Annotated in this window: 24 protein-coding genes; 16 read left to right on the top strand and 8 right to left on the bottom strand. The window is 65.8% G+C overall.

The annotated features are described in order from the left end of the window. On the bottom strand, positions 1-2,505 hold the full coding sequence (plsB, locus tag HU825_RS17055; protein WP_234302539.1) for a glycerol-3-phosphate 1-O-acyltransferase PlsB: 2,505 nt from the start codon (positions 2,503-2,505) through the stop codon (positions 1-3). Positions 2,506-2,795: 290 nt separating this feature from the next. On the opposite strand from plsB, the gene edd reads away from it, so the two are divergent. The 14 genes from edd (at position 2,796) to rluB (ending at position 18,169) form a co-directional block, all read left to right on the top strand. Beyond that, positions 2,796-4,625: a phosphogluconate dehydratase gene (gene edd, locus HU825_RS17050; RefSeq protein ID WP_043297217.1), complete on the top strand. Its 1,830-nt coding sequence runs from the start codon at positions 2,796-2,798 to the stop codon at positions 4,623-4,625. Further along, positions 4,622-5,584 (top strand): glucokinase, encoded by a 963-nt coding sequence (locus HU825_RS17045; RefSeq protein WP_008570339.1) that lies wholly within the window; start codon positions 4,622-4,624, stop codon positions 5,582-5,584. Before edd ends, HU825_RS17045 begins: the two co-directional genes overlap by 4 nt. Positions 5,585-5,642: 58 nt before the next feature. Further along, positions 5,643-6,365, top strand: a complete 723-nt coding sequence (locus HU825_RS17040) for a response regulator (protein WP_008570338.1) — start codon at positions 5,643-5,645, stop codon at positions 6,363-6,365. A gap of 32 nt (positions 6,366-6,397) precedes the next feature. Then, a complete protein-coding gene (locus HU825_RS17035) occupies positions 6,398-7,831 on the top strand; it encodes an ATP-binding protein (RefSeq protein ID WP_234303416.1) in 1,434 nt (477 codons plus the stop codon). A gap of 161 nt (positions 7,832-7,992) precedes the next feature. Then, positions 7,993-9,240 (top strand): ABC transporter substrate-binding protein, encoded by a 1,248-nt coding sequence (locus HU825_RS17030; RefSeq protein ID WP_234302538.1) that lies wholly within the window; start codon positions 7,993-7,995, stop codon positions 9,238-9,240. A gap of 109 nt (positions 9,241-9,349) precedes the next feature. After that, positions 9,350-10,267 (top strand): carbohydrate ABC transporter permease, encoded by a 918-nt coding sequence (locus tag HU825_RS17025; RefSeq protein WP_043297212.1) that lies wholly within the window; start codon positions 9,350-9,352, stop codon positions 10,265-10,267. Continuing rightward, a complete protein-coding gene (locus tag HU825_RS17020) occupies positions 10,260-11,102 on the top strand; it encodes a carbohydrate ABC transporter permease (RefSeq protein ID WP_043297211.1) in 843 nt (280 codons plus the stop codon). The genes HU825_RS17025 and HU825_RS17020 overlap by 8 nt, the downstream gene beginning before the upstream one ends. Before the next feature lie 13 nt (positions 11,103-11,115). Beyond that, the gene (locus tag HU825_RS17015; protein ID WP_054093273.1) at positions 11,116-12,339 is read left to right on the top strand and encodes an ABC transporter ATP-binding protein; all 1,224 of its coding nucleotides are present in this window, start codon (positions 11,116-11,118) and stop codon (positions 12,337-12,339) included. A gap of 111 nt (positions 12,340-12,450) precedes the next feature. Beyond that, on the top strand, positions 12,451-13,656 hold the full coding sequence (locus tag HU825_RS17010) for a maltoporin (RefSeq protein WP_370518337.1): 1,206 nt from the start codon (positions 12,451-12,453) through the stop codon (positions 13,654-13,656). A 70-nt stretch (positions 13,657-13,726) separates the two neighbouring features. Beyond that, positions 13,727-13,918, top strand: a complete 192-nt coding sequence (locus HU825_RS17005) for a DUF1289 domain-containing protein (RefSeq protein ID WP_077682978.1) — start codon at positions 13,727-13,729, stop codon at positions 13,916-13,918. 183 nt (positions 13,919-14,101) lie between these two features. Next, positions 14,102-15,571 (top strand): glucose-6-phosphate dehydrogenase, encoded by a 1,470-nt coding sequence (gene zwf, locus HU825_RS17000; protein ID WP_077682979.1) that lies wholly within the window; start codon positions 14,102-14,104, stop codon positions 15,569-15,571. Next, complete coding sequence (gene pgl, locus HU825_RS16995) at positions 15,558-16,271, top strand: 6-phosphogluconolactonase (RefSeq protein WP_043297206.1); 714 nt, start codon at positions 15,558-15,560, stop codon at positions 16,269-16,271. Before zwf ends, pgl begins: the two co-directional genes overlap by 14 nt. A 17-nt stretch (positions 16,272-16,288) precedes the next feature. Then, complete coding sequence (locus tag HU825_RS16990) at positions 16,289-16,933, top strand: bifunctional 4-hydroxy-2-oxoglutarate aldolase/2-dehydro-3-deoxy-phosphogluconate aldolase (RefSeq protein WP_234302536.1); 645 nt, start codon at positions 16,289-16,291, stop codon at positions 16,931-16,933. Positions 16,934-17,032: 99 nt separating this feature from the next. Continuing rightward, positions 17,033-18,169, top strand: coding sequence for a 23S rRNA pseudouridine(2605) synthase RluB (rluB, locus tag HU825_RS16985; RefSeq protein WP_138300138.1), 1,137 nt, complete (start codon positions 17,033-17,035; stop codon positions 18,167-18,169). A 79-nt stretch (positions 18,170-18,248) separates the two neighbouring features. On the opposite strand, the gene HU825_RS16980 is transcribed toward rluB, so the two are convergent. Further along, complete coding sequence (locus HU825_RS16980; protein ID WP_234302535.1) at positions 18,249-18,695, bottom strand: DUF3597 domain-containing protein; 447 nt, start codon at positions 18,693-18,695, stop codon at positions 18,249-18,251. Positions 18,696-18,807: 112 nt separating this feature from the next. Further along, positions 18,808-19,089 carry a peptidylprolyl isomerase gene (locus tag HU825_RS16975; protein ID WP_003289417.1) on the bottom strand — a complete coding sequence of 94 codons (282 nt, stop codon included), beginning with the start codon at positions 19,087-19,089 and terminating at the stop codon, positions 18,808-18,810. 161 nt (positions 19,090-19,250) lie between these two features. Here HU825_RS16975 and HU825_RS16970 point away from each other — a divergent pair, with 161 nt between their 5' ends. Both HU825_RS16970 and HU825_RS16965 read left to right on the top strand, forming a co-directional pair. Next, a complete protein-coding gene (locus HU825_RS16970) occupies positions 19,251-19,478 on the top strand; it encodes a hypothetical protein (protein WP_008570323.1) in 228 nt (75 codons plus the stop codon). Continuing rightward, positions 19,475-19,756, top strand: coding sequence for a cell division protein ZapA (locus HU825_RS16965; protein WP_234302534.1), 282 nt, complete (start codon positions 19,475-19,477; stop codon positions 19,754-19,756). Before HU825_RS16970 ends, HU825_RS16965 begins: the two co-directional genes overlap by 4 nt. On the opposite strand, the gene glpD is transcribed toward HU825_RS16965, so the two are convergent. The 5 genes from glpD to HU825_RS16940 all read right to left on the bottom strand — a co-directional run bounded on the left by glpD (position 19,737) and on the right by HU825_RS16940 (position 25,763). Further along, positions 19,737-21,287, bottom strand: coding sequence for a glycerol-3-phosphate dehydrogenase (glpD, locus tag HU825_RS16960; protein ID WP_234302533.1), 1,551 nt, complete (start codon positions 21,285-21,287; stop codon positions 19,737-19,739). The genes HU825_RS16965 and glpD overlap by 20 nt on opposite strands. A 166-nt stretch (positions 21,288-21,453) precedes the next feature. Further along, a complete protein-coding gene (locus tag HU825_RS16955) occupies positions 21,454-22,212 on the bottom strand; it encodes a DeoR family transcriptional regulator (protein ID WP_234302532.1) in 759 nt (252 codons plus the stop codon). Between the two features lie 131 nt (positions 22,213-22,343). Next, on the bottom strand, positions 22,344-23,852 hold the full coding sequence (glpK, locus tag HU825_RS16950) for a glycerol kinase GlpK (protein ID WP_008570319.1): 1,509 nt from the start codon (positions 23,850-23,852) through the stop codon (positions 22,344-22,346). Between the two features lie 12 nt (positions 23,853-23,864). After that, the gene (locus HU825_RS16945; protein WP_156714926.1) at positions 23,865-24,746 is read right to left on the bottom strand and encodes an MIP/aquaporin family protein; all 882 of its coding nucleotides are present in this window, start codon (positions 24,744-24,746) and stop codon (positions 23,865-23,867) included. 252 nt (positions 24,747-24,998) lie between these two features. Continuing rightward, complete coding sequence (locus HU825_RS16940) at positions 24,999-25,763, bottom strand: YoaK family protein (protein WP_234302531.1); 765 nt, start codon at positions 25,761-25,763, stop codon at positions 24,999-25,001. Between the last annotated feature and the right edge of the window lie 48 nt (positions 25,764-25,811).

Raw genomic sequence — 25,811 nt, 5'->3', positions numbered from 1 at the left:
CTAGTCGCGCTGATCGGCATCCGGCTGTTGCGCCGTCTCGTCCTCGTGGCGTTCCAGCGCGACCTGGCGAATCGACAGGCGCAGCTCCGCCGGCAGCACGCGCTTGGCCACGCCTTCGGCCACCTCGCCGAGGTCGTCGTGGTAGCCGAGTTTGCCGCTGGCATCGGCGCTGAGCACGTTCTGCTCCAGCAGCCCCTGGATGAAGTGGCGGAACAGGCTCTTGTCGAAGAACTCCGGCGCGTTCAGCCCGTGCAGGATCGACAGGCGCTGGGCCATGACCGTGCAGAGGTTTTCCAGCTCCTCGGCGCTCAGGCTGTGCTGGCCGCTGTTGAGTAGCAGCGAGGTGGCCATGTAGAAGCGCTGCAACGTCTGCACGATCACCCGCGAGAGCAGCGTGAGCAGGACGAACTGCCGCGAACTCGGCGCCGGGCGCACGTAATTCTCGCCGTCCACCTTGAGCAGCCCCTGCTCGACGAACGCCGCCAGCCACTGGTCGATCACCGCCGCGAGTTCTTCCACTTCCCAGCGCATGAACAGCTCGGCGCGCAGATACGGATAGAGCGCCTCGCTGTAGCTCAGGATCTGCGCGCGGCTGATGCGCGAACTGCTCTGGAAGAAGCTCGCCAGCAGTGCCGGCAGGGCGAAGATGTGCATCACGTTGTTGCGGTAGTAGGTCATCAGTACCGCGTTCTGCTCGTCCAGATAGAGGATGTCGCCCAGCGCATCCTTCTGTTCGGCGATCAGCTCGAGGCTCTGCACGTAGGCGATCAGCGCTTCGCCATCGCCCTCCGGCAGCGTGGTGTGCGGCGAGTAGGGCACCGCGCGCAGCAGCCGCTGGTAGAGATCGAGAATCCGCGCCAGCGAACGGCGATCCAGCGCCTGACGGCTGGTGGAAAGCATCGCCAGCGCCACCAGATTCACCGGATTGACCGCCGCCGCCTCGTTCAGGCGCTGGGCGATACGCTCGGCCAGACGGTTGGTCGTCGCGTTGAGCCAGTCGGGGCGAAACTCCGGCGCATGGTTCTGCTGGCGCCAGCCCGGTTGTTCCTGATCGAGAAATTCGTTGAGCTTGAGCGGTTCGCCGAAATTGACCCAGACCTGGCCGAAGCGCTGCCTGAGCGCACCGATGACCTTGAAGATGTCGAAGATCGATTCCTTCTTCTTCGCCGCGCCGCGCAGCTCGCCCAGGTAGGTGCGGCCCTCCAGCACGCGCTCGTAGCCGACATACACCGGCACGAAGAGGATCGGCAGGCGCGAGGAGCGCAGGTAGCTGCGCAGGGTCAGCGCCAGCATGCCGGTCTTCGGTCGCAGCATGCGGCCGGTACGCGAGCGGCCGCCCTCGACGAAGTACTCCACCGGAAAGCCGCGGCTGAACAGCGTGTGCAGGTATTCGTTGAACACCGCGGTGTACAGCGGGTTGCCCTTGAACGAACGGCGCATGAAGAAGGCGCCGCCGCGGCGCAGCAGGCCGCCGATCACCGGCATGTTGAGGTTGATGCCGGCGGCGATGTGCGGCGGCGTCAGGCCGTTGCGAAACAGCAGGTAGGACAGCAGCAGGTAGTCGATGTGGCTGCGATGGCAGGGCACATAGATCACCTCGTAGCCGCGCACGGCGTCCTGCAGCGGCTCGATATGGCTGACGCGGATGCCGTCGTAGATCTTGTTCCAGAACCAGGACAGCACCACTTCGAGAAAGCGCACGGCGGTGTAGGCGTAGTCCGAGGCGATCTCGTTGGCGTAGCGCAGTGCGCGGGCTTCGGCCTTGTCGAGGGCGATGTTCTCGCGCGCGGCTTCCTCGCGGATCGCCTCGCGCACCTGCGGGCCATGCACCAGCCCCTTGACCAGGTTGCGCCGGTGCGACAGGTCCGGGCCGATTACCGCGGTCTTCTGATTGCGAAAGTGCACGCGCAGCATGCGGTGCACCATGCGCAGGGTACGCTCGTGGCCCTTGTTCTGCGCCACCAGCTCGTTGAGCTGGATCGGCGCGGAGAACTGCACGCGCGTCTTGCGCCCCAGCACCAGGATGCTGAGCAGCTTGCGCAGGCGCCCGGTGACCGCCCAGCTGTCGGCGAACAGTAGCTTCCAGGCGCTGGTCTCGCGGTTCGGCGACTGCCCCCAGAACACGCTGACCGGGATGATCTGCGCGTTCTCCACCGCGTTGTGCTCCAGCGCGCCGACCAGCCGCACCAGGGTCGGCGGGGCGACCAGCCGGGAACGCCGGCCGAACCAGCTCGCCGCCGGGTTGAGAAAGAAGAACGCCGCCGGCTCGACATGCTCGCCCACCGCCACATCGGCCACCGGGCGCGGCAGCCCGGCCTTGGCGCACTCGACGTCGAGCACCGCCAGATCGCTCAGCGACGCCTGTTGCAGCACGTAGAACACCGGCTTGCTGCGATCGAGCTTGAGGGTGAAGGCGGACTGGTTGATGGTTTCCGAACGCACCCAGAGGTACAGCAGGCGGCGCAGCGCGGAGAAGATCAGACGGCGAACGGGGGAGCGGGTCATGCGTTGGATTCGACTGTGGAAAGGGGCCGGGCCCTCGAAGGGCGCAAGTGTGACGCATGCGGCGATGGCGGGCAAAACGTCGTCGAATCCGCGCGACCCGGAAGCGAACCGGCGGGATCGCTCCGGCGTCGGTCGTGGGCGCTTGCGTTCGGCGTCGGCCCTAAGACAACCAAGTGCGAAGAACCCGTTCTTCCGTGCCTAAGCACTCACCTTCCCATCGCCTCGGAACTTCAACCCGCCTCGGATGGTTTATGGTTGTCGGAATCCTCAATTCGCAACGGGAGTAAGACATGCATCCACGAGTTCAACAGGTCACCGAGCGCCTGGTGGAGCGCAGTCGCAAGACCCGCGAACGCTATCTGGCGATGATGGCCGCGGCGGCCAGCGAAGGTCCGCAGCGCGGCAAGCTGCAGTGCGCCAACTTCGCCCACGGCGTCGCCGGTTGTGCTTCGAGCGAAGACAAGCAGCGCCTGCGCCTGATGAACGAGGCCAACGTGGCCATCGTCTCGGCCTATAACGACATGCTCTCCGCGCATCAGCCCTACGAGCACTTTCCCGAGCTGATCAAGCAGGCACTGCGTGAGGTCGGTTCGGTCGGCCAGTTCGCCGGTGGCGTGCCGGCGATGTGCGATGGCGTGACCCAGGGCGAGGCGGGCATGGAGATGAGCCTAGCCAGCCGCGAGGTGATCGCCATGAGCACCGCGGTGGCTCTGTCGCACAATATGTTCGATGCCGCGCTGCTGCTCGGCATCTGCGACAAGATCGTTCCCGGGCTGATGATCGGCGCGCTGCGCTTCGGCCATCTGCCGACGATTTTCGTGCCCGGTGGGCCGATGCCGTCGGGCATTCCCAACAAGGAAAAGGCCGAAGTGCGCCAGCGCTACGCCGAGGGCAAGGCCAGTCGCGAGGAGCTGCTGGAGTCGGAGATGAAGTCCTACCACAGCCCCGGCACCTGCACCTTCTACGGCACCGCCAACACCAATCAGGTGGTCATGGAGATCATGGGCCTGCACCTGCCGGGCTCGTCGTTCGTCAATCCGTACACGCCGCTGCGCGATGCGCTGACCCGCGAGGCAGCGCGGCAGGTCGTCCGCCTGACGCATCAGGGCGGCAGCTACACGCCGCTGTGCCGGATCGTCGACGAGAAGGCCATCGTCAACTCGGTAGTCGCGCTCAACGCCACCGGCGGCTCGACCAATCACACCCTGCACATCCCGGCATTCGCCCGCGCCGCCGGCATCCAGCTGACCTGGCAGGACATGGCCGACCTGTCCGAGGTGGTGCCGACGCTGGCCAAGGTCTACCCCAACGGCCAGGCCGACGTGAACCATTTCCACGCCTGTGGCGGGGTGCCGTTCATGGTGCGCACGCTGCTCGACGCCGGGCTGTTGCACGAGGACGTGCATACCGTCGTCGGCAAGGGCCTGCGACGCTACATTCAGGAGCCGTTCCTCGACGGTGACAAGCTGGTCTGGCGCGACGGCCCGGAGCAGAGTCTGGACGAGAACATCCTGCGTCCGGCCATGCGGCCGTTCTCGCCCGAAGGCGGACTGCGCGTGCTGGAGGGCAACCTCGGGCGCGGCGTGACCAAGATTTCCGCCGTGGCGCCGGAGCATCGCGTGGTCGAGGCGCCGGCGCGGGTGTTCATCGATCAGAGCGAGCTGGCCGCGGCATTCAAGGCAGGCGAGCTGGAGCGTGATTTCGTCGCCGTGGTGCGCTTCCAGGGGCCGAAGGCCAACGGCATGCCGGAACTGCACAAGCTGACGCCGTTCCTCGGCGTGCTGCAGGACCGTGGCTACAAGGTGGCGCTGGTCACCGACGGGCGCATGTCCGGCGCCTCCGGCAAGGTGCCGGCGGCCATCCATGTCTGCCCGGAGGCGCTGGACGGTGGGCCGCTGGCGCGGGTGCGCGATGGCGACATCATCCGCGTCGATGGCGAAACCGGCGTGCTGCGCGTGCTGGTCGAACCGCTCGAATGGGCGGCGCGCAAGCCGGCCACGCGCCCGGAAGACCTGGGCATCGGCTGCGGCCGTGAGCTGTTCGGCTTCATGCGCGCGGCGTTCAGCAGCGCGGAGCAGGGCGCCAGCGCGTTCACCACCGGGCTGGAGGCGTTGCAGTGAAGACGGCACTGGTCGGCGATATCGGCGGTACCAATGCGCGCTTCGCCCTCTGGCGCGATCAGCGCGTCGAGCAGGTCCGCGTGCTGCCCACGGCAGATTACGCCTGCCCGGAGCTGGCGATCCGCGCCTATCTGGCGGCGGTCGGTCAGCCGCTGGAAACGCTCGAGGCGGTCTGCCTGGCATGCGCCGGGCCGGTGGGCGGCGACGTGTTCCGTTTCACCAACAACCATTGGCAACTCAGCCGCGCGGCGTTCTGTGCGGACCTCGGGCTTGCGCAGCTGCTGCTGATCAACGACTTCACCGCCATGGCGCTGGGCATGACGCGCCTGCACGAGGGCGAACGCATCACGGTTTGCCCAGGCGAGCCCGAACCCGGCCGGCCGCGTCTGGTCATAGGGCCTGGCACGGGCCTGGGCGTCGCCACGCTGTTGCCATTGCAGGGCGGCGGCTGGCGGGCGCTGCCGGGCGAGGGCGGGCACATCTGCCTGCCGGTTGGCAGCGAGCGTGAGGCCGCGATCTGGGCTCATCTGCATCGCCAGCTCGGTCACGTGAATGCCGAAGCGGTGCTCAGCGGGCCGGGGCTGCTGGCGTTGTACCGCGCCAGCTGCGGACTGGATGGCCGCGCGGTGACGGTCGATTCGCCGGCGGCGGTCACCGCCGCTGCACTGGCGGGCGAGCCCTATGCGGTCGAGGTGCTGCAGCAGTTCTGCCGCTGGCTCGGGCGCGTGGCCGGCGACAACGTGCTGACCCTGGGCGCGCGGGGCGGGGTGTACATCGTCGGTGGGGTGGTGCCACGCTTCGCCGAGTTCTTCCTCGCCAGCGATTTCCAGCAGAGCCTGCGGGACAAGGGGCGCATGAGCGGCTATTTCGATCAGCTGCCGGTATGGCTGGTGACCGCTCCGTATCCGGGGCTGGAAGGTGCCGGCGTCGCCCTGCAACCGCTGTTGGAGGGCGCCTGAGGCGCGGCACCAGGGACGCAGCCGGGTGACCGGATAACAACAAGAAAAGGGATGCGATGTGAGCCAGACGGGAAAACAGCTGCTGCTGGTCGATGACGATCAGGAAATTCGCGAGCTTCTACAGGCCTACCTCAGCCGCTCCGGCTTCCAGGTGCGTACCGTGGCCGATGGCGCCGCGTTCCGCCAGGCGCTGTGTGAGCAGCCGGCGGATCTGGTGATCCTCGACGTGATGCTGCCCGACGAGGATGGTTTCAGCCTCTGTCGCTGGGTGCGCGAACACGAACGCCTGGCGTCGATGCCGATCATCATGCTCACCGCCAGCTCCGACGAAGCTGACCGGGTGATCGGCCTGGAACTCGGCGCCGACGATTATCTCGGCAAGCCATTCAGCCCGCGAGAATTGCTGGCGCGGATCAAGGCGCTGCTGCGCCGGGTGAGCTTCGCTCAGGAGCGCGGCAGCGATGTGCTGGCCTTCGATGACTGGCGGCTCGACATGGTCAGCCATCGCCTGTTCCACGCCGATGGCGAGGAGGTGTTCCTCTCCGGCGCCGACTTCGCCCTGCTCAAACTGTTTCTCGACCACCCGCAGCAGATTCTCGACCGCGACACCATCGCCAACGCCACCCGCGGCCGCGAGGTGATGCCACTGGAGCGCATCGTCGACATGGCGGTCAGTCGCCTGCGCCAGCGCCTGCGCGATACCGGCAAGTCGCCGCGGCTGATCCGTACCGTGCGTGGCTGCGGGTATCTGCTGGCGGCCCAGGTGACGTCGCAATCATGAACCTGCGTACCGGGCGGCGCCGGTTGTTGCCGGTGCCGCGCTCGCTGCTGGGGCGCATGCTGGCGCTGACGCTGCTGGCGGTATTGCTCGCTCAGGGGCTGTCGAGCCTGATCTGGCTGTCGCAGCTGCGCGCCAGTCAGACCGAAGGGCTGATCACCACGGCGCGCAGCCTGGCGCAGTCGATGGCCGCCAGCGTCGGCTACTTCCGTTCGCTGCCGCTGGGGTATCGGCCGCTGGTGCTCGATCAGCTGCGCAGCATGGGCGGCACGCGTTTCTTCGTCTCGCTCAACGACCGGCCGCTGCAGATGCAGATCCTGCCCGAAACGCCGCGCAAGCGGCTGGTGCTCGGCGAAGTCGATCGGGTGCTGCGTCAACGCCTCGGCAGCGCAGTGGACCTGACGGTTGAGTTCGTCAGCCCGGAAGACCTGCGCATCTTCAACAGCGGCATCGCGCTCGACGAGCTGCCGCGCTCCTGGGCGCACTATGCGCTGAGTTTCGAGCCCCTGGCGCCTCCGGTGCTGGTGACGCAGATCCAGATCGCGCCCGGCGAGTGGCTGTACCTCGCCACGCTGATGCCGGCGCCGTACGTCAGCCTGGAAGACGAGGGGCTGCCGGCGCAGCAGCTGTGGTTCATCGTGCTCACCACCGTCTTTCTGCTGCTGTTCATTGGTCTGCTGGTGCGCTGGCAGAGCCGTCCGCTCAAACGCCTGGCCAAGGCCGCGCGGGACATGGCGGTGGGCGGGGAGATGCGCCCGCTCGCCGAGGTGGGGGCCAGCGAGGTGGTGGAGGTCAGCCGCGCCTTCAACAGCATGCGCGAGCGCATCAATCGCTACCTGAGCGAACGTGGCCAGCTGTTCAGCGCGATTTCCCATGACCTGCGCACGCCCATCACGCGCTTGCGCCTGCGCGTCGAGTTGCTCGACGACGAAGCCGTGCAGGCCAAGTTCAGTCGCGATCTCGACGAGCTGGAGCTGCTGGTCAAGGGCGCCTTGCAGTGCGTGAAGGACACCGATATCCACGAGAACATCGAGGCGGTCGACCTGAACGTGCTGCTCGAACATATCGTCGAGCCTTATCAGGCCACTGACCGTGACTGCGTGACGCTCGCCGGCCGCGCGCTACGGCCGTATCCGGGCAAGCCGCTGGCGCTCAAGCGCTGCATCGGCAACCTGCTGGACAACGCGCTGAAGTACGGTGGGCGTGCCCATCTGCGTCTCGAGGACAGCGCCGAGCTGCTGGTGCTGCATGTCGACGATGAGGGGCCGGGTGTGCCGGAGCAGCGCCTGGAGCAGGTGTTCGAACCGCACGTGCGGCTGTCCGGCCAGCAGCAGGGCTACGGCCTGGGGCTGGGCATTGCCCGCAACATCGCCCACGCCCACGGTGGCGAGCTGAGCATGCGCAACCTGCCGGAAGGCGGCCTGCGGGTCACCCTGACGCTGCCGCGCCAGGCGTCGAGCGATGACTGAAACGCGCCGTTTTCGCGGCGCGTGACATTTCACCGCGGTTTGTAACCAGACGGTGACCATTGCCTATCCCTTCGTTACCCAGCGCCCCTTGCGGCGCGCATAGACTCGGATCAACGCAAGCGACCACGCCTTGCCCGATAAAAACAAGAAGGTGCTCAGACATGAAAGCGTTCCATCACCTCGCTCTTTCCATTTCCCTCGCCCTGCCGCTCGCCGCCCATGCCGGCGAGGTCGAGGTGCTGCACTGGTGGACATCCGGTGGCGAAAAGCGCGCCGCCGACACGCTGCAGAAACTGGTCGAGAAGAAAGGCCACAGCTGGCGTGATTTCGCCGTGGCCGGTGGCGGCGGCGAGGCGGCCATGACGGTGCTGAAGACCCGTGCCGTGTCCGGCAATCCGCCGGCCGCCGCGCAGATCAAGGGGCCGGACATTCAGGAGTGGGGTGAGCTGGGCCTGTTGGCCAACCTCGACGAAACCGCCAAGGCGGACAAGTGGGAAGAGCTGCTGCCCAAGCAAGTGACCAAGATCATGCAGTACGACGGCTCCTACGTGGCGGTGCCGGTCAACGTGCATCGGGTCAACTGGCTGTGGATCAACCCAGAGGTGTTCGAGAAGGCCGGCGCCACGCCGCCGAAAACCCTCGACGAGTTCTTCGTCGCGGCCGACAAGCTCAAGGCCGCCGGCTTCATCGCGGTCGCCCACGGCGGCCAGCCCTGGCAGGACGGCACCGTGTTCGAGGACTTCGTGCTGAGCATTCTCGGCCCGGAGGATTACCACAAGGCCTTCGTCGAACTGGATGAGGACACCCTCACCGGCGAGAAGATGGTCCAGGCGTTCGCCGCCCTGAAGAAGCTGCGCGGCTACATCGATGCCGATGCCGCGGGCCGCGAATGGAACCGCGCCACCGGCATGGTCATCGACGGCAAGGCCGGCATGCAGATCATGGGCGACTGGGCCAAGAGCGAGTTCACCGCCGCCAACCAGGTGGCCGGCAAGGACTACCAGTGCCTGCCGTTCCCCGGCACCCAGGGCAGCTTCGCCTACAACATCGACTCGCTGGCCATGTTCAAGCTCAGCGACGAGGAAAACCGCAAGGCCCAAGTCGATCTGGCGCGCACGGTGCTGGAGCCGGAGTTCCAGACGTTCTTCAACCAGAACAAGGGCTCGATCCCGGTTCGCCAGGACATGGACATGAGCGAGTTCGACGCCTGCGCGCAGCAGTCGATGAAGGACTTCAAGGCGGCCGCACAGGACAGCGGTCTGCAGCCCAGCCTGGCCCACGGCATGGCGGCTTCTAGCTATGTGCAGGGCGCGGTGTTCGACGTTGTCACCAACTTCTTCAACGACCCCAAGGCCGACCCGCAAAAGGCGGCCAAGCAACTGGCGGCGGCGATCCAGGCCGTGCAGTAACGCTACGGGCGGATAGCGCCGCCCGATTCCCGAAACGTGCGTCCCCGGTACATGCCTTGGCATGTGCCGCGGACGACGACATCCCGGATTTCCATGAGGGATCACATCCATGAGCTCCATCGCGCTTCAAGCCAGGCCCGCCAAGGCCTCGCCGCTCGACGCCCTGCAGCGCTGGCTGCCGAAACTGGTGCTGGCGCCGAGCATGCTGATCGTGCTGGTCGGCTTCTACGCCTACATCGGCTGGACCTTCCTGCTGTCGTTCACCAACTCGCGCTTCATGCCCAGCTACAAGTGGGCCGGCCTGCAACAGTACGAGCGCCTGTGGGACAACGACCGCTGGTGGGTCGCCAGCCAGAACCTGCTGGTCTTCGGCGGCCTGTTCATCGCCATCAGCCTGGTGATCGGCGTCGTACTTGCCGTACTGCTGGACCAGCGCATCCGCCGCGAAGGGCTGATCCGCACCATCTACCTGTACCCGATGGCGCTGTCGATGATCGTCACCGGCACCGCCTGGCAGTGGCTGCTCAACCCCGGCCTGGGCCTGGACAAGCTGCTGCGCGACTGGGGCTGGGAGGGTTTTCGCTTCGACTGGCTGGTGGACCCGGACCGGGTCATCTACTGCCTGGTGATCGCCGCGGTGTGGCAGGCCTCGGGTTTCGTCATGGCGCTGTTCCTCGCCGGCCTGCGCAGCGTCGATCAGTCGATCATCCGCGCCGCCCAGGTGGACGGCGCCAGCCTGCCCACCATCTACCTGCGCATCGTGCTGCCGAGCCTGCGCCCGGTGTTCTTCAGCGCACTGATGATCCTCGCTCACATCGCGATTAAGAGCTTCGACCTGGTGGCGGCGATGACCGCTGGCGGGCCGGGCTACTCCAGCGATCTGCCGGCGATGTTCATGTACGCCCACACCTTCACCCGCGGCCAGATGGGCCTGGGGGCGGCGAGCGCCATGCTGATGCTCGGCGCGGTGATGGCGATCATCGTGCCGTACCTGTATTCCGAGCTGAGGACCAAGCGCCATGTCTGACTTCGCGCAACCGCGCCTGACCCTCGGGCGCCTGACCATCCACGCCACGCTGCTGCTGGCCTGCGCCGTCTATCTGATACCGCTGATCGTGATGCTGCTGACCAGTTTCAAGACGCCGGAAGACATCCGCACCGGCAACCTGCTGAGCTGGCCGGAAGCGTTCAGCGCCATGGGTTGGCTGACGGCTTGGGACAGCATCGGCGGCTACTTCTGGAACTCGGTGAAGATCGTCATCCCGGCGGTGCTGATTTCCACCGCGCTGGGCGCCATCAACGGCTACGTGCTGTCGATGTGGCGCTTCCGCGGCTCGCAGCTGTTCTTCGGCCTGTTGCTGTTCGGCTGCTTTCTGCCGTTCCAGGTGATCCTGCTGCCGGCGTCCTTCACCCTCGGCAAGCTCGGCCTGGCCAATACCACCGCCGGCCTGGTGCTGGTGCACGTGGTCTACGGGCTGGCGTTCACCACGCTGTTCTTCCGCAACTTCTACGTCAGCGTGCCGGATGCGCTGGTGCGGGCGGCGCGGCTCGATGGCGCCGGCTTCTTCACCATCTTCGGCCGCATCCTGCTGCCGATGTCGGTGCCGATCATCATGGTTTGCCTGATCTGGCAGTTCACCCAGATCTGGAACGACTTCCTCTTCGGCGTGGTGTTCGCCAGTGGCGACACCCAGCCGGTCACCGTGGCGCTGAACAACCTGGTGAACACCAGCACCGGCGCCAAGCAATACAACGTCGACATGGCCGCCGCGATGATCGCCGGCCTGCCCACGCTGGTGGTCTACGTGATCGCCGGCAAGTACTTCCTGCGCGGGCTCACTGCCGGCGCCGTCAAGGGTTGAGGAGAACAACAACATGGCATCCCTGGAACTGCGCAACGTCCAGAAAACCTACGGCAACGCCAAGGTCGAAACACTGAAGAACATCGCCCTGAAGATCGATGCGGGAGAGTTCCTGATCCTCGTCGGGCCGTCGGGTTGCGGCAAATCCACCCTGATGAACTGCATCGCCGGGCTGGAGAACATCACCGGCGGCGAGATCCTGGTCGACGGCGAGGACATCAGCCAGGCCAGCCCTAAGGATCGCGACATCGCCATGGTGTTCCAGTCCTACGCGCTGTACCCGACCATGAGCGTGCGCGACAACATCGCCTTCGGCCTGAAGATGCGCAAGGTGCCCGCGGCGCAGATCGAGGAGGAGGTGGCGCGGGTCGCCAAGCTGCTGCAGATCGAGGCGCTGCTCGAGCGCAAGCCGTCGCAGCTCTCCGGCGGCCAGCAGCAGCGCGTGGCCATGGGGCGGGCGCTGGCGCGGCGGCCGAAGATCTACCTGTTCGACGAACCGCTGTCGAACCTCGACGCCAAGCTGCGCGTGGAGATGCGCACCGAAATCAAGCTGATGCATCAGCGCTTGAAGACCACCACCGTGTATGTCACCCACGATCAGATCGAGGCGATGACGCTCGGCGACAAAGTCGCGGTGATGAAGGACGGCATCGTCCAGCAGTTCGGCACGCCGCACGAGATCTACAACGACCCGGCCAACCAGTTCGTGGCAAGCTTCATCGGCTCGCCGCCGATGAACTTCGTCCCCGTGCGGCTGCGCCAGCAGAGTGGGCGTTGGGTCGCCGTGCTCAACAGCGATCAGGCGAGCTGTGAAATTCCGCTGGCGCTGCCGGCCGATGAGCAGTGGCACGCGCGTGACGTGATTCTCGGCATCCGCCCGGAGCAGATCGGCCTGGCCGACGGTACGGGCAACGGCTGCTCGCTGCGCTGCCAGATCGAGGTGGTCGAGCCCACCGGGCCGGACACCCTGGTGTTCTTCAGCCTGAACGAGGTCAAGGCGTCGTGCCGACTGGCCCCGGACCAGGCTCCGCGCGCCGGCGAAACCCTCGAGTTGCAGTTCGATCCGCACAAGGTGCTGCTGTTCGATGCGCACACCGGCGAGCGACTGGACCAGCGAGCTGCCCGCGCGGCGGGCAGCGGGCGGCTCGGTGTCATCGAGGCCTTGCCGAACGGCCGCACGCCTGGCGAAAGAGGCGTGCCGTACAGCGGGCGCGAGCGCAGCGGTATTGCCCGCTAACGCGCGCGCAGCGGCTCGACCCAGGCAGCGCTTGTCGCCGTGCTGACCTGCAGATAACGAATAACAACAACAGCGAACGGAGTGGACATGAAAATAACAATATCCGCAGGAATGAGTCTGGCTGCCGCCGTGGCGTGCGCCGTGCTGCCGCTGAGCGGTCAGGCGCTGGAGTTTTCCGGCTACCTGCGCAGCGGCGTCGGCGATTCGGTGGAGGGCGGGACGCAATCCTGCTTCCAGTTGCCCGGCGCGCCGAGCAAGTACCGTCTCGGCAACGAGTGCGAGCAGTACGCCGAGCTCGATCTGCGTCAGGATCTCTACACCTTTGCCGATGGCTCGGTGCTCAGCCTGGAAGGCATGGCCGCGCTGTACAACCAGTACGGCCACACCCCGGAATTCACCGGCGATCACGGCTGGGCGCGGATGGTGCAGGCCTATGCCGAGTGGAGCAAGGTGCCGGCGTTGTACAACGGCTCGCTGTGGGCCGGGCGGCGCTTCTACAAACGTAACGACATCCATATCTCCGACTTCTACTACTGGAACCAGAGCGCCACCGGTGCCGGCGTGGAAGATATGGAGATCGGCGGCCTGAAGTACAGCTACGCCTTTTCACGCAAGGACAGCGTGTTCCAGAAGGACTACATCAATCGCCACGACTTCAACGTCGGCGGCTTTGACAGCAATCCTGGCGGCGAGCTGGAGTTCGGCGTGAGTTACATCGACAAGCCCGACAGCGAGGACGCCCACAGCGGCTGGGCGGTGACCGCGCAGCACAAGCAGGACGGCTTTCTCGGCGGCAGCAACACCCTGGCACTGCAGTACGGTGAAGGCCCGGGGACCGGGCTCGGCTACACCGGCGATGTCACGCTGGACGACAGCGCCAAGAGCTGGCGCGTGGTCGAGTATTTCGACTGGCAGCTGACGCCCCGTTTCGGCGGGCAGTTCCAGGTGGTCTACCAGAAGGACAAACGTGTCGACGGCGGCGACCAGGATTGGTGGTCGGTCGGGGTACGTCCGACCTATGCCTTCACCGAGCAGTTCAAGCTGGTGACCGAGCTCGGTCACGATCAGATCGACGCCGCCGACGGCACGCGCAAGCTGAGCAAATTCACCGTTGCGCCGACCTGGTCGCCGGCCGGCCCGGCGTTCTGGGCGCGGCCGGAAGTACGCCTGTATTACACCTATGCGCAGTGGAACGACGCCGCCCAGCGTGCGGCGAACCTGATGGCTGCCGGCTCGGCGCTCTCGGACAGCGGGGCCTTCGGTGATGCCCAGCACGGCTCCAACTTCGGCGTGCAGGTGGAGTACTGGTGGAAATGATCGGTTGAGCACGCAACACTGACGCCGGTCGGCCTTGCGCAACGCGAGGCCGCCCTGCGTTGGAGGTGCCGTGGGCAACAAGGTGGACAATCCCTGCGTGGATCTGTGCAAGCTCAAGGATGACATCTGTGTCGGCTGCGGTCGTAGCCGCGACGAGATCAAACGCTGGAAGAAGCTCAAGAACAAAGAGCGCAAGGCCGTCAGGCAACAGGCGGCCGAGCGCCTCGCAATCCTCGGCAAGGCGAAGAAGCGCAAGCCATGACGGCGCGGCCGTCCGGCACCGTGCATCGTCGGAACAGAATTTTTTCCGATTCTCGCGAGTCTTTTGCGACGATCTCGGTCTGTTGCTGAAGGGGTGCCTTGCCGCGCGGCACGTATGACCGCGAGCCGGTGCCCGGCCATTCGAGCGGCGCCGAAGCCCACACTGCACTGACCACGAGCGTTTATGCCTGCGATCAACGTTGAACCCATTACTTTTGCCCTGTTCGGCGCGCTGGGCGATCTGGCGCTGCGCAAGCTGTTTCCCGCGCTTTATCAGCTCGACCGCGCCGCCCTGTTGCACGCCGATACGCGGCTGCTGGCACTGTCACGCGAGGGCGGCGAACCGGATGAGCAGATGGCGCGGATCGATCAGGCCCTGCGCCGTTACATCCCGCCGCACGAGCTGGACGATGCCGTGCTGCAGCGCTTTCTGGCGCGCCTGTGCTGTCTGCGCATGGATTTTCGCCGCGGCGAGGATTACGCCGTGCTGGCCCAGAACGTCAGCGCCGGGCTGCCGCTGATCGCCTATTTCGCCACGCCCGCCGCGGTGTACGGCGCGATCTGTGAACACCTGGCCGGCGCCGGGCTGGCCGCGCAGGCGCGGGTGGTGCTGGAGAAACCCATCGGCCATGACCTGGCGTCGTCGCGGGTGATCAACGATGCAGTCGCGCAGTACTTTGCCGAGAGCCAGATCTATCGGATCGATCATTACCTGGGCAAGGAAACCGTCCAGAACCTGATTGCCCTGCGTTTCGCCAACAGCCTGTTCGAGACGCAGTGGAACCAGCACCACATCTCGCATGTGGAGATCACCGTGGCCGAAACCGTCGGCATCGAAGGGCGCTGGGGCTACTTCGACCAGGCTGGCCAGTTGCGCGACATGATCCAGAATCACCTGCTGCAGCTGCTCTGCCTGATCGCCATGGACCCGCCGAGCAACCTCACCGCCGACAGCATCCGCGACGAGAAGGTAAAAGTGCTCAAGGCGCTGGCGCCGATCACGCCGGACATCCTCAGCCAGCGCGTGGTGCGCGGCCAGTATTCGGCCGGGATCGCCGGCGGCAAGCCGGTGCCGGGCTATCTGGAGGAAGAGAATTCCAATGCCACCAGCAGCACGGAAACCTTCGTCGCCCTGCGCGCCGACATTTGTAACTGGCGATGGTCCGGCGTGCCGTTCTACCTGCGTACCGGCAAGCGCATGGCGCAGAAGCTGTCGCAGATCGTCATCCATTTCAAGGAGCCGCCGTTCTACATCTTCGCGCCCGAGCAGCGCTCGCTGATCAGCAACCGGCTGATCATCCGCCTGCAGCCGGACGAGGGCATTTCCCTGCAGGTGATGACCAAGGAGCAGGGCCTGGACAAGGGCATGCACCTGCGCAGCGGGCCGCTGCAGCTGAATTTTTCCGAGACCTACAAGAGCGCGCGCATCCCGGACGCCTACGAGCGGTTGCTGCTGGAGGTGATGCAGGGCAATCAGAATCTGTTCGTGCGCCGCGACGAAGTCGAGTACGCCTGGCAATGGTGCGATCAGCTGGTCGATGGCTGGACCCGTATTGGCGACAGTCTCAAACTCTATCCTGCCGGCTCCTGGGGGCCGGTGGCTTCGATTGCCTTGATTACTCGTGACGGGAGGTCCTGGTATGGCGATTTCTGAACTCGACCTGCCCACCGGCGTGGTTGCCCACAGTCTGGCCGACGCCGCTGGGCAGGCACGGCTGATGGCCGACGACGCGGCCAAGGTGCTGAATTACGCGGTGCGCACCCACGGCGTGGCCAGCCTGGTGGTATCCGGCGGGCGCAGCCCGGTGCCGTTCTTCGAGGAACTGTCGCGCCGTGAGCTGGACTGGTCCAGGGTGCAGATCAGCCTGGCGGATGAACGTTGGGTGCCGCCGAGCGATGCGGCCAGCAACGAGGGGCTGGTGCGTCGTCATCTGTTGCAGAACGCCGCAGCCGTGGCGCAGTTCATTGGTTTGTATCATCCGGCGGCCACGCTGGAGGAAGCCGCACGACTGGCGGACCGACGCCTGGCCGAGCTCGGCCAGCCGATCGACGTGCTGGTGCTGGGCATGGGCGACGATGGCCACACCGCGTCGCTGTTCCCCGACAGTGCGCGTCTCGACCACGCGCTGCGGGCCGACTGCCCGGATCGCTGCGTGGCGATGTGCGCGCCGACCGAGCCGCGCGAGCGCCTGAGCATGACCTATCCGCTGCTGGCCTCGGCGCGCATGCAGTGTCTGGCGATCCAGGGCATGGCCAAGCTGGAAACCCTGCGCCAGGCCTTGAACGCCGACGCGCTGCGAATGCCGATCCGCGCGTTCATCCATTCACCGCTGGAGATCTACTGGTGCCCCTGAAGCCCTGAGGATTGCCCATGACCATGCAACTGAAGAACGATCTGATCGAGCAGCTGTGCGTGAATGCGCGCATCCTGCCGGTGATCACCATCGGCAGCGAGGAACAGATCCTGCCGCTGGCCGATGCCCTGGCGGCGGGCGGCCTGCGCACGCTGGAAATTACCCTGCGTTCGGCGCACGGGCTGACGGCGATCCGCCGGCTGCGCGAGGAGCGTCCCGAGCTGTGCATCGGCGCCGGCACCGTGCTCGACCGCCGCATGATGGATCAGGTGGAAGCGGCCGGCGCGCAGTTCGTGGTCACCCCCGGTGCCAGCCGGGAGGTGCTGGAGGCCGGCGTGCAATGTGCGGTGCCGGTGCTGCCGGGTATCGCCACGGCGACGGAAATCATGGAGGGCTATGCGCTGGGCTATCGCCGCTTCAAGTTGTTCCCGGCTGAAGTCTGCGGGGGTATCGCCGCGCTCAAAGCGTTCGGCGGGCCGTTCGCCGACGTGCGCTTCTGTCCGACCGGCGGCGTCACCGCGGGCAACGCCGCGCAGTACCTGGCGCTCGGTAATGTGATGTGCGTCGGCGGCACCTGGATGATCGATGCGGCCAGCCTCGCCGGTGGCGACTGGGCGCGTATCCGGCAGGCCACCGCCGATGCGCTCGCCGCTCTCGGCTGAACGGTCGGTGCATCCGTGCGCAAACCGTGCGTGCGGACGTCGATGCGCGTATGATTCGCGCCCTTTCAATCGGAACTGACACACCGGGAGGTGCCCAGAATGACCGAGCATGACGATTCCACCCCTCACGTCGCCCACGGCGAAAAACTGCAGAAGGTCCTGGCCCGCATGGGGCTGGCTTCGCGACGTGATATCGAACAATGGATCAGCGAAGGCCGGGTCAAGGTCAACGGCGCGGTGGCCAGCCTCGGCCAGCGCGTGGACCGGCTCGACGCGATCGCCGTCGATGGCCGCCTGATCAAGCGCGAAGAAGCCGCCGTGGTACGGCGCGTGCTGATCTACAACAAGCCCGACGGCGAAATCTGCACCCGCAACGATCCGGAAGGTCGCCCGACCGTATTCGACCGCCTGCCGCGGCCGAAGGAAGGCCGCTGGATCAACATCGGCCGGCTGGATATCAACACCACCGGCCTGCTGCTGTTCACCACCGATGGCGAACTGGCCAACCGGCTGATGCATCCGTCCTACGAGATGGATCGCGAATACGCGGTGCGCGTGCGCGGCGAAGTCGACGACGAGATGATCGAGCGCCTGAAGACCGGCGTCATGCTGGAAGACGGCCCGGCGCGCTTCACCGACATTCAGGAAGCACCCGGCGGCGAAGGTTTCAACCACTGGTATCACTGCGTGGTGATGGAAGGCCGCAACCGTGAGGTGCGCCGCCTGTGGGAATCCCAGGGGCTGGTGGTCAGCCGGCTGAAGCGGGTGCGCTTCGGTCCGGTGTTCATGACCTCCGATCTGCCGATGGGCCGCTGGCGCGAGATGTCGCAGGCCGAGGTGGATATCCTCAGTCAGGAGGTCGGCCTGACGCCGGTCGCGCTGCCGGAGATGAAGGCCCGCGCCAAGGAGAAGATCGACCGTCTGCAGCGCAAGGTGGCCAAGCCGCTGGCGCGTGGCGAGCGCCGCCCGCGTGTGCTGCGTCCGGCCGGTGAAGCCGACCTGCCGCGCATCGGCGATAAGCCGCGTGGCGAGCAGCCGGCGCGCAAGCCGCGTCCGGCCGAGCAGGGCCGTGGCACGCCGGTTGCCGAGCGTCCGAGCGATGTGAATCGCAAGCGTGGCAAGCGCCCCGAAGGCGCCGGCGGCGACAAACCGGCTCCGGCCAAGCGGCGCGGTCCGCCGGCGGGTGAAGGGCAGCGCCCCGGCTTCGGTCGTGGTGATCGCTCCAAGCGGCCCTGACCGCAGCGAGCGCCGGTAACGAAAAAGGCTGCCACCGTCATGCGGGGCAGCCTTTTTTATTGGCCGGCATTCGCCGGCGTCAGTGCAGCAGCTCCGGCGGCACATTGCCGCCGTGAGTGGCGAGCTTGTGCATGATGGTCTTGTGCAGCCAGATGTTCATGGTGCCGGAGTCGGTCATCTTGTCCTGCGGGCAGTGCAGTTCGTTGGCCAGCTCCTTGCGCGCGTCCAGACTGCTATCGAGACCGAGCAGCTTGAGCAGATCGACGATGGACGTGCGCCAGTTGAGCTGCTCGTGATGGCTGGCCGCCATGGCGTCGAGCTTCGCCGCGACGTCGACCTGTGACATGGCCGGGGCGTCGGTGTGGGTGGTCGCATTGGCGGTAGCGGTGGGGCGGCCGGAGTCCAGTGTGACGCCTTCGGCGCTGGTACTGGCGACATCCGCCGGTGGGGTGGAAACCGGTTTCTGCGCCTCGTTGGAGGCATCGCCGAAGCCGAGTTTTTCCTTGATTCTGTCGAACAGTCCCATGGCACATACCTCTTGATTTGGTCGTGCCGTATTGGACCGCCGCTTGGCGGAAATCATCCGCGATGGTGGAAAAAATACTGCGTCCCCACGCCGAAGCGTGGGGCGGGCAGGATCAGTCTTCGCGGCTGGTGACTTCCAGCAGGTGATAGCCGAACTGGGTCTTCACCGGCCCCTGCACGACGTTGAGCGGCGCGCTGAAGACGACGGTGTCGAATTCACGCACCATCTGTCCCGGGCCGAAGGAGCCGAGGTTGCCGCCGTCGCGGCTGGACGGGCAGCTCGAATTCTCGCGGGCGACCTGGGCGAAATCGGCGCCGCCTTCGATGGCAGCCTTCAGTTCGTTGCACTTGGCTTCGCTGGAAACCAGGATGTGGCGGGCGGTGGCGCGGGCCATGGGTGACTCCTGTGATGCATTTGGATGGGCTGCCGAGGCTACCGCAATCGTCTTTGCTTTGGCGACCGCCAGTCGCTGCAATGCGCTCGCGAATGCAGGCCCCCCGCCAGCAGTGCTTTTGCTATCCTCGCGCGCCTTTTCACCGGCCCCGGATACCTCTCATGCTTGAAACCGCTCTCGTCCAGCTCGAACGCGTCATCGCCGACCTGCTGCAGCAGAATCAGTCCCTGCGCGAAACCGCCGCGCTGCTCGAACAGCAGCTGCAGCAGGCCCGCGAGGAGAACGACAACCTGCAGCTGGCCGCGCTGGAGCAGGAGGAAAAGCAGGGCGCGACGCTGGCCCGGTTGCAAGCGCTGATCGAGCGGGCCGCTGCCGGCAGTGCCGCATGAGCGCCGCCGGCATTCAGGTGCTGAACATTCTCGGGCGCGAGTATTCGATTCGCGCCGGCGAAGGGCAGGCGGCGCTGTTGTCCGACGCGGCAGCGCTGCTGCAGGAGCATCTGGCAGCAAGCCGCCGCCAGTTCCCCGATGCCAGTGCCGACAAGCTGCTGGTACTGACCGCGCTCAACCTCTGCGCGCCGTTGCTGCAGCAGGGCGAGGAGCTGCGCGCGGCCGAGCAGCGCCTCACTTCCAGCCTGGAGCGCATCACTAGCCAGTTGCGCGGCTAGCCAGTGGTGGCACGGCGGCCTCGTCGAGTTTCGTGTCGCTGTCCAGATAGCGCTGCAGGCGCGCCTTGTCCTGCGCGGTGAAGCTCAATCCGAGCTTGGTGCGACGCCAGAGAATGTCGTCCGCCTCGCATGCCCATTCGTGGTCGCGCAGATAGTCCACCTCACGGCTGTAGAGCTGCGCAGCGAGTGGCTGGCCAAGCTGCTGCAGCGTGTGGGCATCGCCGAGCATCTGCCACACACGGCTGCCGTAGGTGCTGGCCCAGCGTTGCGCCAGCGCCGGTTCGATGCCGCTGATGCGCGCCTCGATGTCCCGGGCCAGCTGCTGCGGCGAATCCATCTCCTCGCTGCCGGGGAGCGCGGCGCTGGCCGTCCAGCTCGGTCCCAGTGCGGGAAAGAACGGCGCCAGCAGCGTCATCGCCGACTCGGCGAGTTTGCGGTAGGTGGTCAGCTTGCCGCCGAAGACCGAGAGCAGCGGCGCCTGTTGTGGGTCCGCCGCCAGCGCGAGGGTGTAATCGCGGGTGACGGCAGCGGGGTTGTCCGATTCGTCATCGCACAGCGGTCGCACGCCGGCGAAGCTGTGCAGGATGTCGGTTGGCGCCAGCTGCTGGCGGAAGTGCGCATTGGCCACGCCCAGCAGGTAGCCGATCTCCTCCTCGCTGATGCGCACCTGCGCCGGGTCGCCCTGATACTCGCGGTCGGTGGTGCCTATCATCGTGTAGCGCCCGAGGTAGGGAATGGCGAACACGATGCGGCGGTCCTCGTTCTGCAGGATGAATGCCTGCTCGCCGTCATACAGCCTGGGCACGATGATGTGGCTGCCCTGGATCAGGCGGATGCCGTAGGGCGAACGTTGCTGCAGGCCCTCGCCGATGAACTGCGCCACCCATGGCCCGGCGGCATTGACCAGCGCCTTGGCGCGCAAGGAAAAGCGGCTGCCGTCCTGGCGCTGTAGCTCGACATGCCAGATGCTGCCGGCGCGCTTGGCGCTCAGGCATTGGGTGCGGGTGTGGATATGCGCGCCTTTCTCGCGTGCCGCAATGGCGTTGAGCACCACCAGCCGCGCGTCGTCCACCCAGCAATCGGAGTACTCGAAGCCACGGCGGATATGCGGTTTGAGCGGACTTTCGGCCGAAAAGCGCAAGCCGCGCGAACCCGGCAGCTTCTCGCGCTTGCCGAGGTGGTCGTAGAGGAACAGCCCGGCGCGGATCATCCACGCCGGACGCAGATGCGGGCGATGAGGCAGCACGAAGCGCATCGGTTTGACGATGTGCGGAGCCTTCGCGAGCAGCACTTCGCGCTCGGCCAGCGCCTCGCGAACCAGGCGGAATTCGTAGTGTTCCAGATAGCGCAGCCCGCCATGGATCAGCTTGCTGCTGGCCGACGAGGTGTGGCTGGCGAGGTCGTCGCGTTCGCAAAGGAACACCGACAGGCCGCGACCGGCGGCATCGGCCGCGATGCCGACGCCGTTGATACCGCCGCCGATCACGGCAACGTCATAGAGCTCGGAGACGGGCTGGACGGAATGGGGCACGGGCTTCTCCTCGAAAACGAAAGATCATGTTCGGTTTTGAACATGGTATTCGTGAGAGAATCCATGTGAAAGCAAAAATGTTCGAAATCAGATAAAAGGGAACATTTCCGAAAATGGCGTTTGCTGAAAGGCCTTCCGCACTGAGCGGGACGGGCGCGAAAGCTCGCTATCCGGCGATTTCCACCTGCACCTTGTGGCGTGCAAGCAGTTCGGCGAAGACTTCGGACGGCGGCGCATCGGTGAACAGGCAGTCGATCTGCTCCAGCGAGCCCAGGCGCGTCATGGCGCTGCGGCCGAACTTGCTCGAATCCGCTGCCAGGAAAACCTTGCGGGCGTTATGGATGATCGCCTGCGAGACGCGGACTTCCTGATAGTCGAAGTCGAGCAGGGTGCCGTCCTCGTCGACGCCGCTGATGCCGATCAGCGCGAAGTCCACCTTGAACTGGCTGATGAAATCCGCCGTAGCCTGACCGACGATGCCACCGTCGCTACGCACGCTGCCGCCGGCGATCAGCACGTCGAAATCCTCCTTGGTGCTGAGAATGCTCGCCACGTGCAGGTCGTTGGTGATGATCTTCAGGTCGCGGTGGTTCAGCAGCGCCTGCGCGATGGCTTCGGTGGTGGTGCCGATGTTGATGAACAGCGAGGCCTGATCGGGAATCCGCGCGGCCACGGCGGCGGCGATGCGCAGCTTCTCGTCGCGCATTTGCCGTGCGCGCTGGCTGTAGGCGGTGTTCTGCACGCTGGAATCATAGGCAGCGCCGCCGTGATAGCGGCGCAGCAGCCCGGCTTCGCCCAGGTGGTTGATGTCCCGGCGGATGGTCTGCGGCGTGACGGCAAAATGCCGGGCCAGCTCGTCGATGCTGACGTAGCCGCGCTCACGCACGAGATCCAGGATGTTCTGCTGTCGGGGCGCCAGGCTCATGGGGCTTCCTTATGGGCTGTTTGCCCCGAAGCATGCCGCAGTCTGGCGCGTGATTAAAGCGCCGAGCGTTCGGATTCGCACATGCCGCGCCTGCTTACGAACGCTCGCTGGGCAGGCGCGGCGGCGTCCGATCAGTCCTCGGCCCAGTTGCGCGTGCGGTCGACCGCCTTCTGCCAGCCCCGATAGAGCGCTTCGCGCTGTTCGCTTCCGCACGCCGGTTCGAACACCCGCTCGATGCTGCTCTTGCTGCGCAGCTCGTCGAGGTCGCTCCAGAAACCGGTCGCCAGCCCGGCCAGGTAGGCCGCGCCGAGGGCGGTGGTTTCCTTCATCTGCGGGCGTTCCACCTGCGTGCCGAGCAAGTCGGCCTGGAACTGCATGAGGAAGTTGTTGGCCACCGCGCCGCCGTCCACGCGCAGGGCGCGCAGACGCTCGCCGGCGTCCTGCTGCATGGCGTCGAGCACGTCGCGGGTCTGGTAGGCGATGGACTCCAGCGCGGCGCGGATCAGATGATCGACCTTGACCCCGCGGGTCAGGCCGAACAGCGCGCCACGGGCGCGCGGGTCCCAGTAGGGCGCGCCGAGACCGGTGAAGGCCGGCACCAGATAGATGCCGTTGCTGTCCGGCACCTTGGTGGCGAAGTACTCCGAGTCCAGTGATTCGTTGAGCACCTTCAGCTCGTCACGCAGCCACTGCACGGTCGAGCCGCCGTTGAAGATGGCGCCTTCCAGCGCGTAATTCACTTCGCCGCGCGGGCCGCAGGCGATGGTGGTCAGCAGACCATGCTCGGATTGCACTGCCTTGGTCCCGGTATTCATCAGCAGGAAGCAGCCGGTGCCGTAGGTGTTCTTCGCCTGCCCCGGCTCGACGCACATCTGGCCAAACAGCGCCGCCTGCTGGTCGCCGGCGATGCCCGCGATGGGAATGCCGGTGCTCTGGCCGGAACCGATATAGGCGTGGCCGTACACCTCCGACGAGGAGCGCACTTCCGGCAGCATCTCGCGTGGGATATCCAGCGCCTCGAGCATCACCGGGTCCCAGTCCAGCTTGTGAATGTCGTAGAGCATGGTGCGCGAGGCGTTGGTGTAGTCGGTGACGTGGGCCTTGCCCTGGGTCATCTTCCAGATCAGCCAGCAGTCGACGGTGCCGAACAGCAGCTCGCCACGGCGGGCGCGCTCGCGGCTGCCTTCGACGTGATCGAGAATCCACTTGATCTTGGTGCCGGAGAAATAGGGGTCGATCACCAGACCGGTGGTCTTGCGGATGTGATCGTTCATGCCGTCGCGCTTGAGTTGGTCGCAGATCGGCGTGCTCTGGCGGCTCTGCCAGACGATGGCGTTGTAGATCGGCCGGCCGGTGACCTTGTCCCAGACGATGGCCGTTTCACGCTGGTTGGTGATGCCGATCGCCGCCACCTGCTCGTTGGTGATGCCGGCCTGGGCCAGGGCTTCGACGAACACGCCGCTCTGGGTCGCCCAGATTTCCATGGGGTCGTGCTCGACCCAGCTCGGCTGCGGGTAGATCTGCGCGAACTCGCGCTGGGCGATGGTCACCACGTTGGCGTTGCGGTCCAGCACGATGGCGCGCGAGCTGGTGGTGCCCTGGTCGAGGGCGACGATGAATTGCTTGTTCTGATTGCTCATGTCGACGTTTCCTTAGCGAACTTTGCTGATATCGGGCTGCGCGGAGCCCATTTCGGCAGTGGCCTTTTCCTTGGGTTTCGGTGCATCGCAGGCGGCCGAGCCTACCCCCGGCAAGTGCCGGCAGATCAGTGCCTTGTAACCCGCGGCGCCCAGGCAGGCGCCGAGGATCGGCGCGAAGATAGGCACCAGGAAATACGGAATGTCCCGCCCGCCGGTGAAGGCCACATCGCCCCAGCCGGCGAAGAAGGTCATCAGTTTGGGTCCGAAGTCGCGTGCCGGGTTCATCGCGAAGCCGGTCAGCGGTCCCATCGCACCGCCGATCACGGCGATCAGTAGTCCGATCAGCAACGGCGCCAGCGGGCCGCTGGGCAGGCCGTTGCCGTCATCGGTGATGGCCATGATCATCGCCAGCAGGATCGCGGTGATCACCACCTCCACCAGGAACGCCTGGCCGAACGACAGCGACGCGTGCGGATAGGTGGAGAACACCGAGGCCAGCTGCAGGCTTTCGAGGCTGCCGCGAACCATGTGGTTCGCCTGCTCGAAATCGATGAACAGGCTGCTGTACAGCCCGTACACCAGCGCGGCGGCACAGAAGGCGCCGGCGACCTGGGCAAGGATGTACGCCGGTACGCGTTGTCGCTCGAAGGTGCCGAACAGCCACAGCGCGATGGTGACGGCCGGGTTCAGGTGCGCACCGGATACGCCGGCGGCCAGATACACCGCCATCGACACGCCGATGCCCCAGATGATGCTGATTTCCCATAACCCGAGATTGGCGCCGCCCAGCTTGAGCGCGGCGACGCAGCCGGTGCCGAAGAAGATCAGAAGGGCGGTGCCGAGAAACTCGGCGATGCATTGTCCCTTGAGGGTCGGGACGGTTGGAGTACTCATGCGCGGGAGCCTCATGCGGATTGTTATTGTTCGAGCCGACTGCGGAATGGTTCGTAAATGTTCGGAATCGAAAAGCTATGGGCAAAAACCCGCTCTGTCAAAGTAAATAATTGAACATTCTGACGAAGGGTAAGCGAACGTTTTTAGCGCCGAATGGTCATGCGGCAGCGGCGTACGAACCGTAAAGGCGAGGGCGAAGGTGAAGGGCGCGTGAGGGCGCGCGAAGGATAGGCATGGTGTGGCGGATCGCGCTCAGCGTTTGCGCCGCCAGAGCGTCCAGCTCAGGCGCAGGTCGTCCCACATCGGCACCAGTGCGAAGAACAGCAGCGCGCCGGCCAGCGGTACGGTGGCGAGAAAGCCGAAATACTTGAAGCCGAAGGCACCACTCACGCCCCCGATGAAGAAGCAGCAGACCAGCAGGCTGTTGATCAGCAGGCGCTCGCGATTGGCGCGCACCGGTTTCTCCCCCGGCCGTTGCAGGCGGTTGACGTAGATCAGCTTGCCCAGCTCGATGCCGATATCGGTCACCGTTCCGGTGACGTGCGTGGTGCGCACCTCGGAGTTCGAGAGCTTGGTCACCATGGCGTTCTGCAGTCCCATGATGAAGCACAGCAGCATCACCGTGAGCGGCACGAATAGCCCGGGCACCGCCATCATCTGCGCGCCCAGCACGCCGAAGCACAGCAACAGCACGGCCTCAAGCGCCAGCGGCAGCGCGTACTGGCTGTGCATGTGCCGGCGCCGCGAGATGTTGATCATGATGGTCGAGCACATCGCCCCGAAGAGGAACGACAGCAGCGCGCCGAGCCCGCCGAGGGCGAGGTCGGTGGCGCCCAGCACCAGGTTGTCGGCCATCGAGGAGACGATGCCGGTCATGTGCGAGGTGTATTGCTGCACCGCGAGGAAGCCGCCGGCATTCGCCGCCCCGGCATTGAATGCCAGCCACAGGCCCAGTTGGCGATTGCCATGGCGGGTACGCCGGCGACCGGTCAGATTGCGTGCATATTCGAAAGGCATGACGCCGGCAAGCTCCCGTGCGGGACGTGTGACAGGGGCGATTATAGG

It is taken from the genome of Pseudomonas phenolilytica (assembly GCF_021432765.1).
GTDB lineage: Bacteria > Pseudomonadota > Gammaproteobacteria > Pseudomonadales > Pseudomonadaceae > Stutzerimonas > Stutzerimonas phenolilytica.
This window is presented reverse-complemented; position numbering and strand designations above follow the sequence as displayed.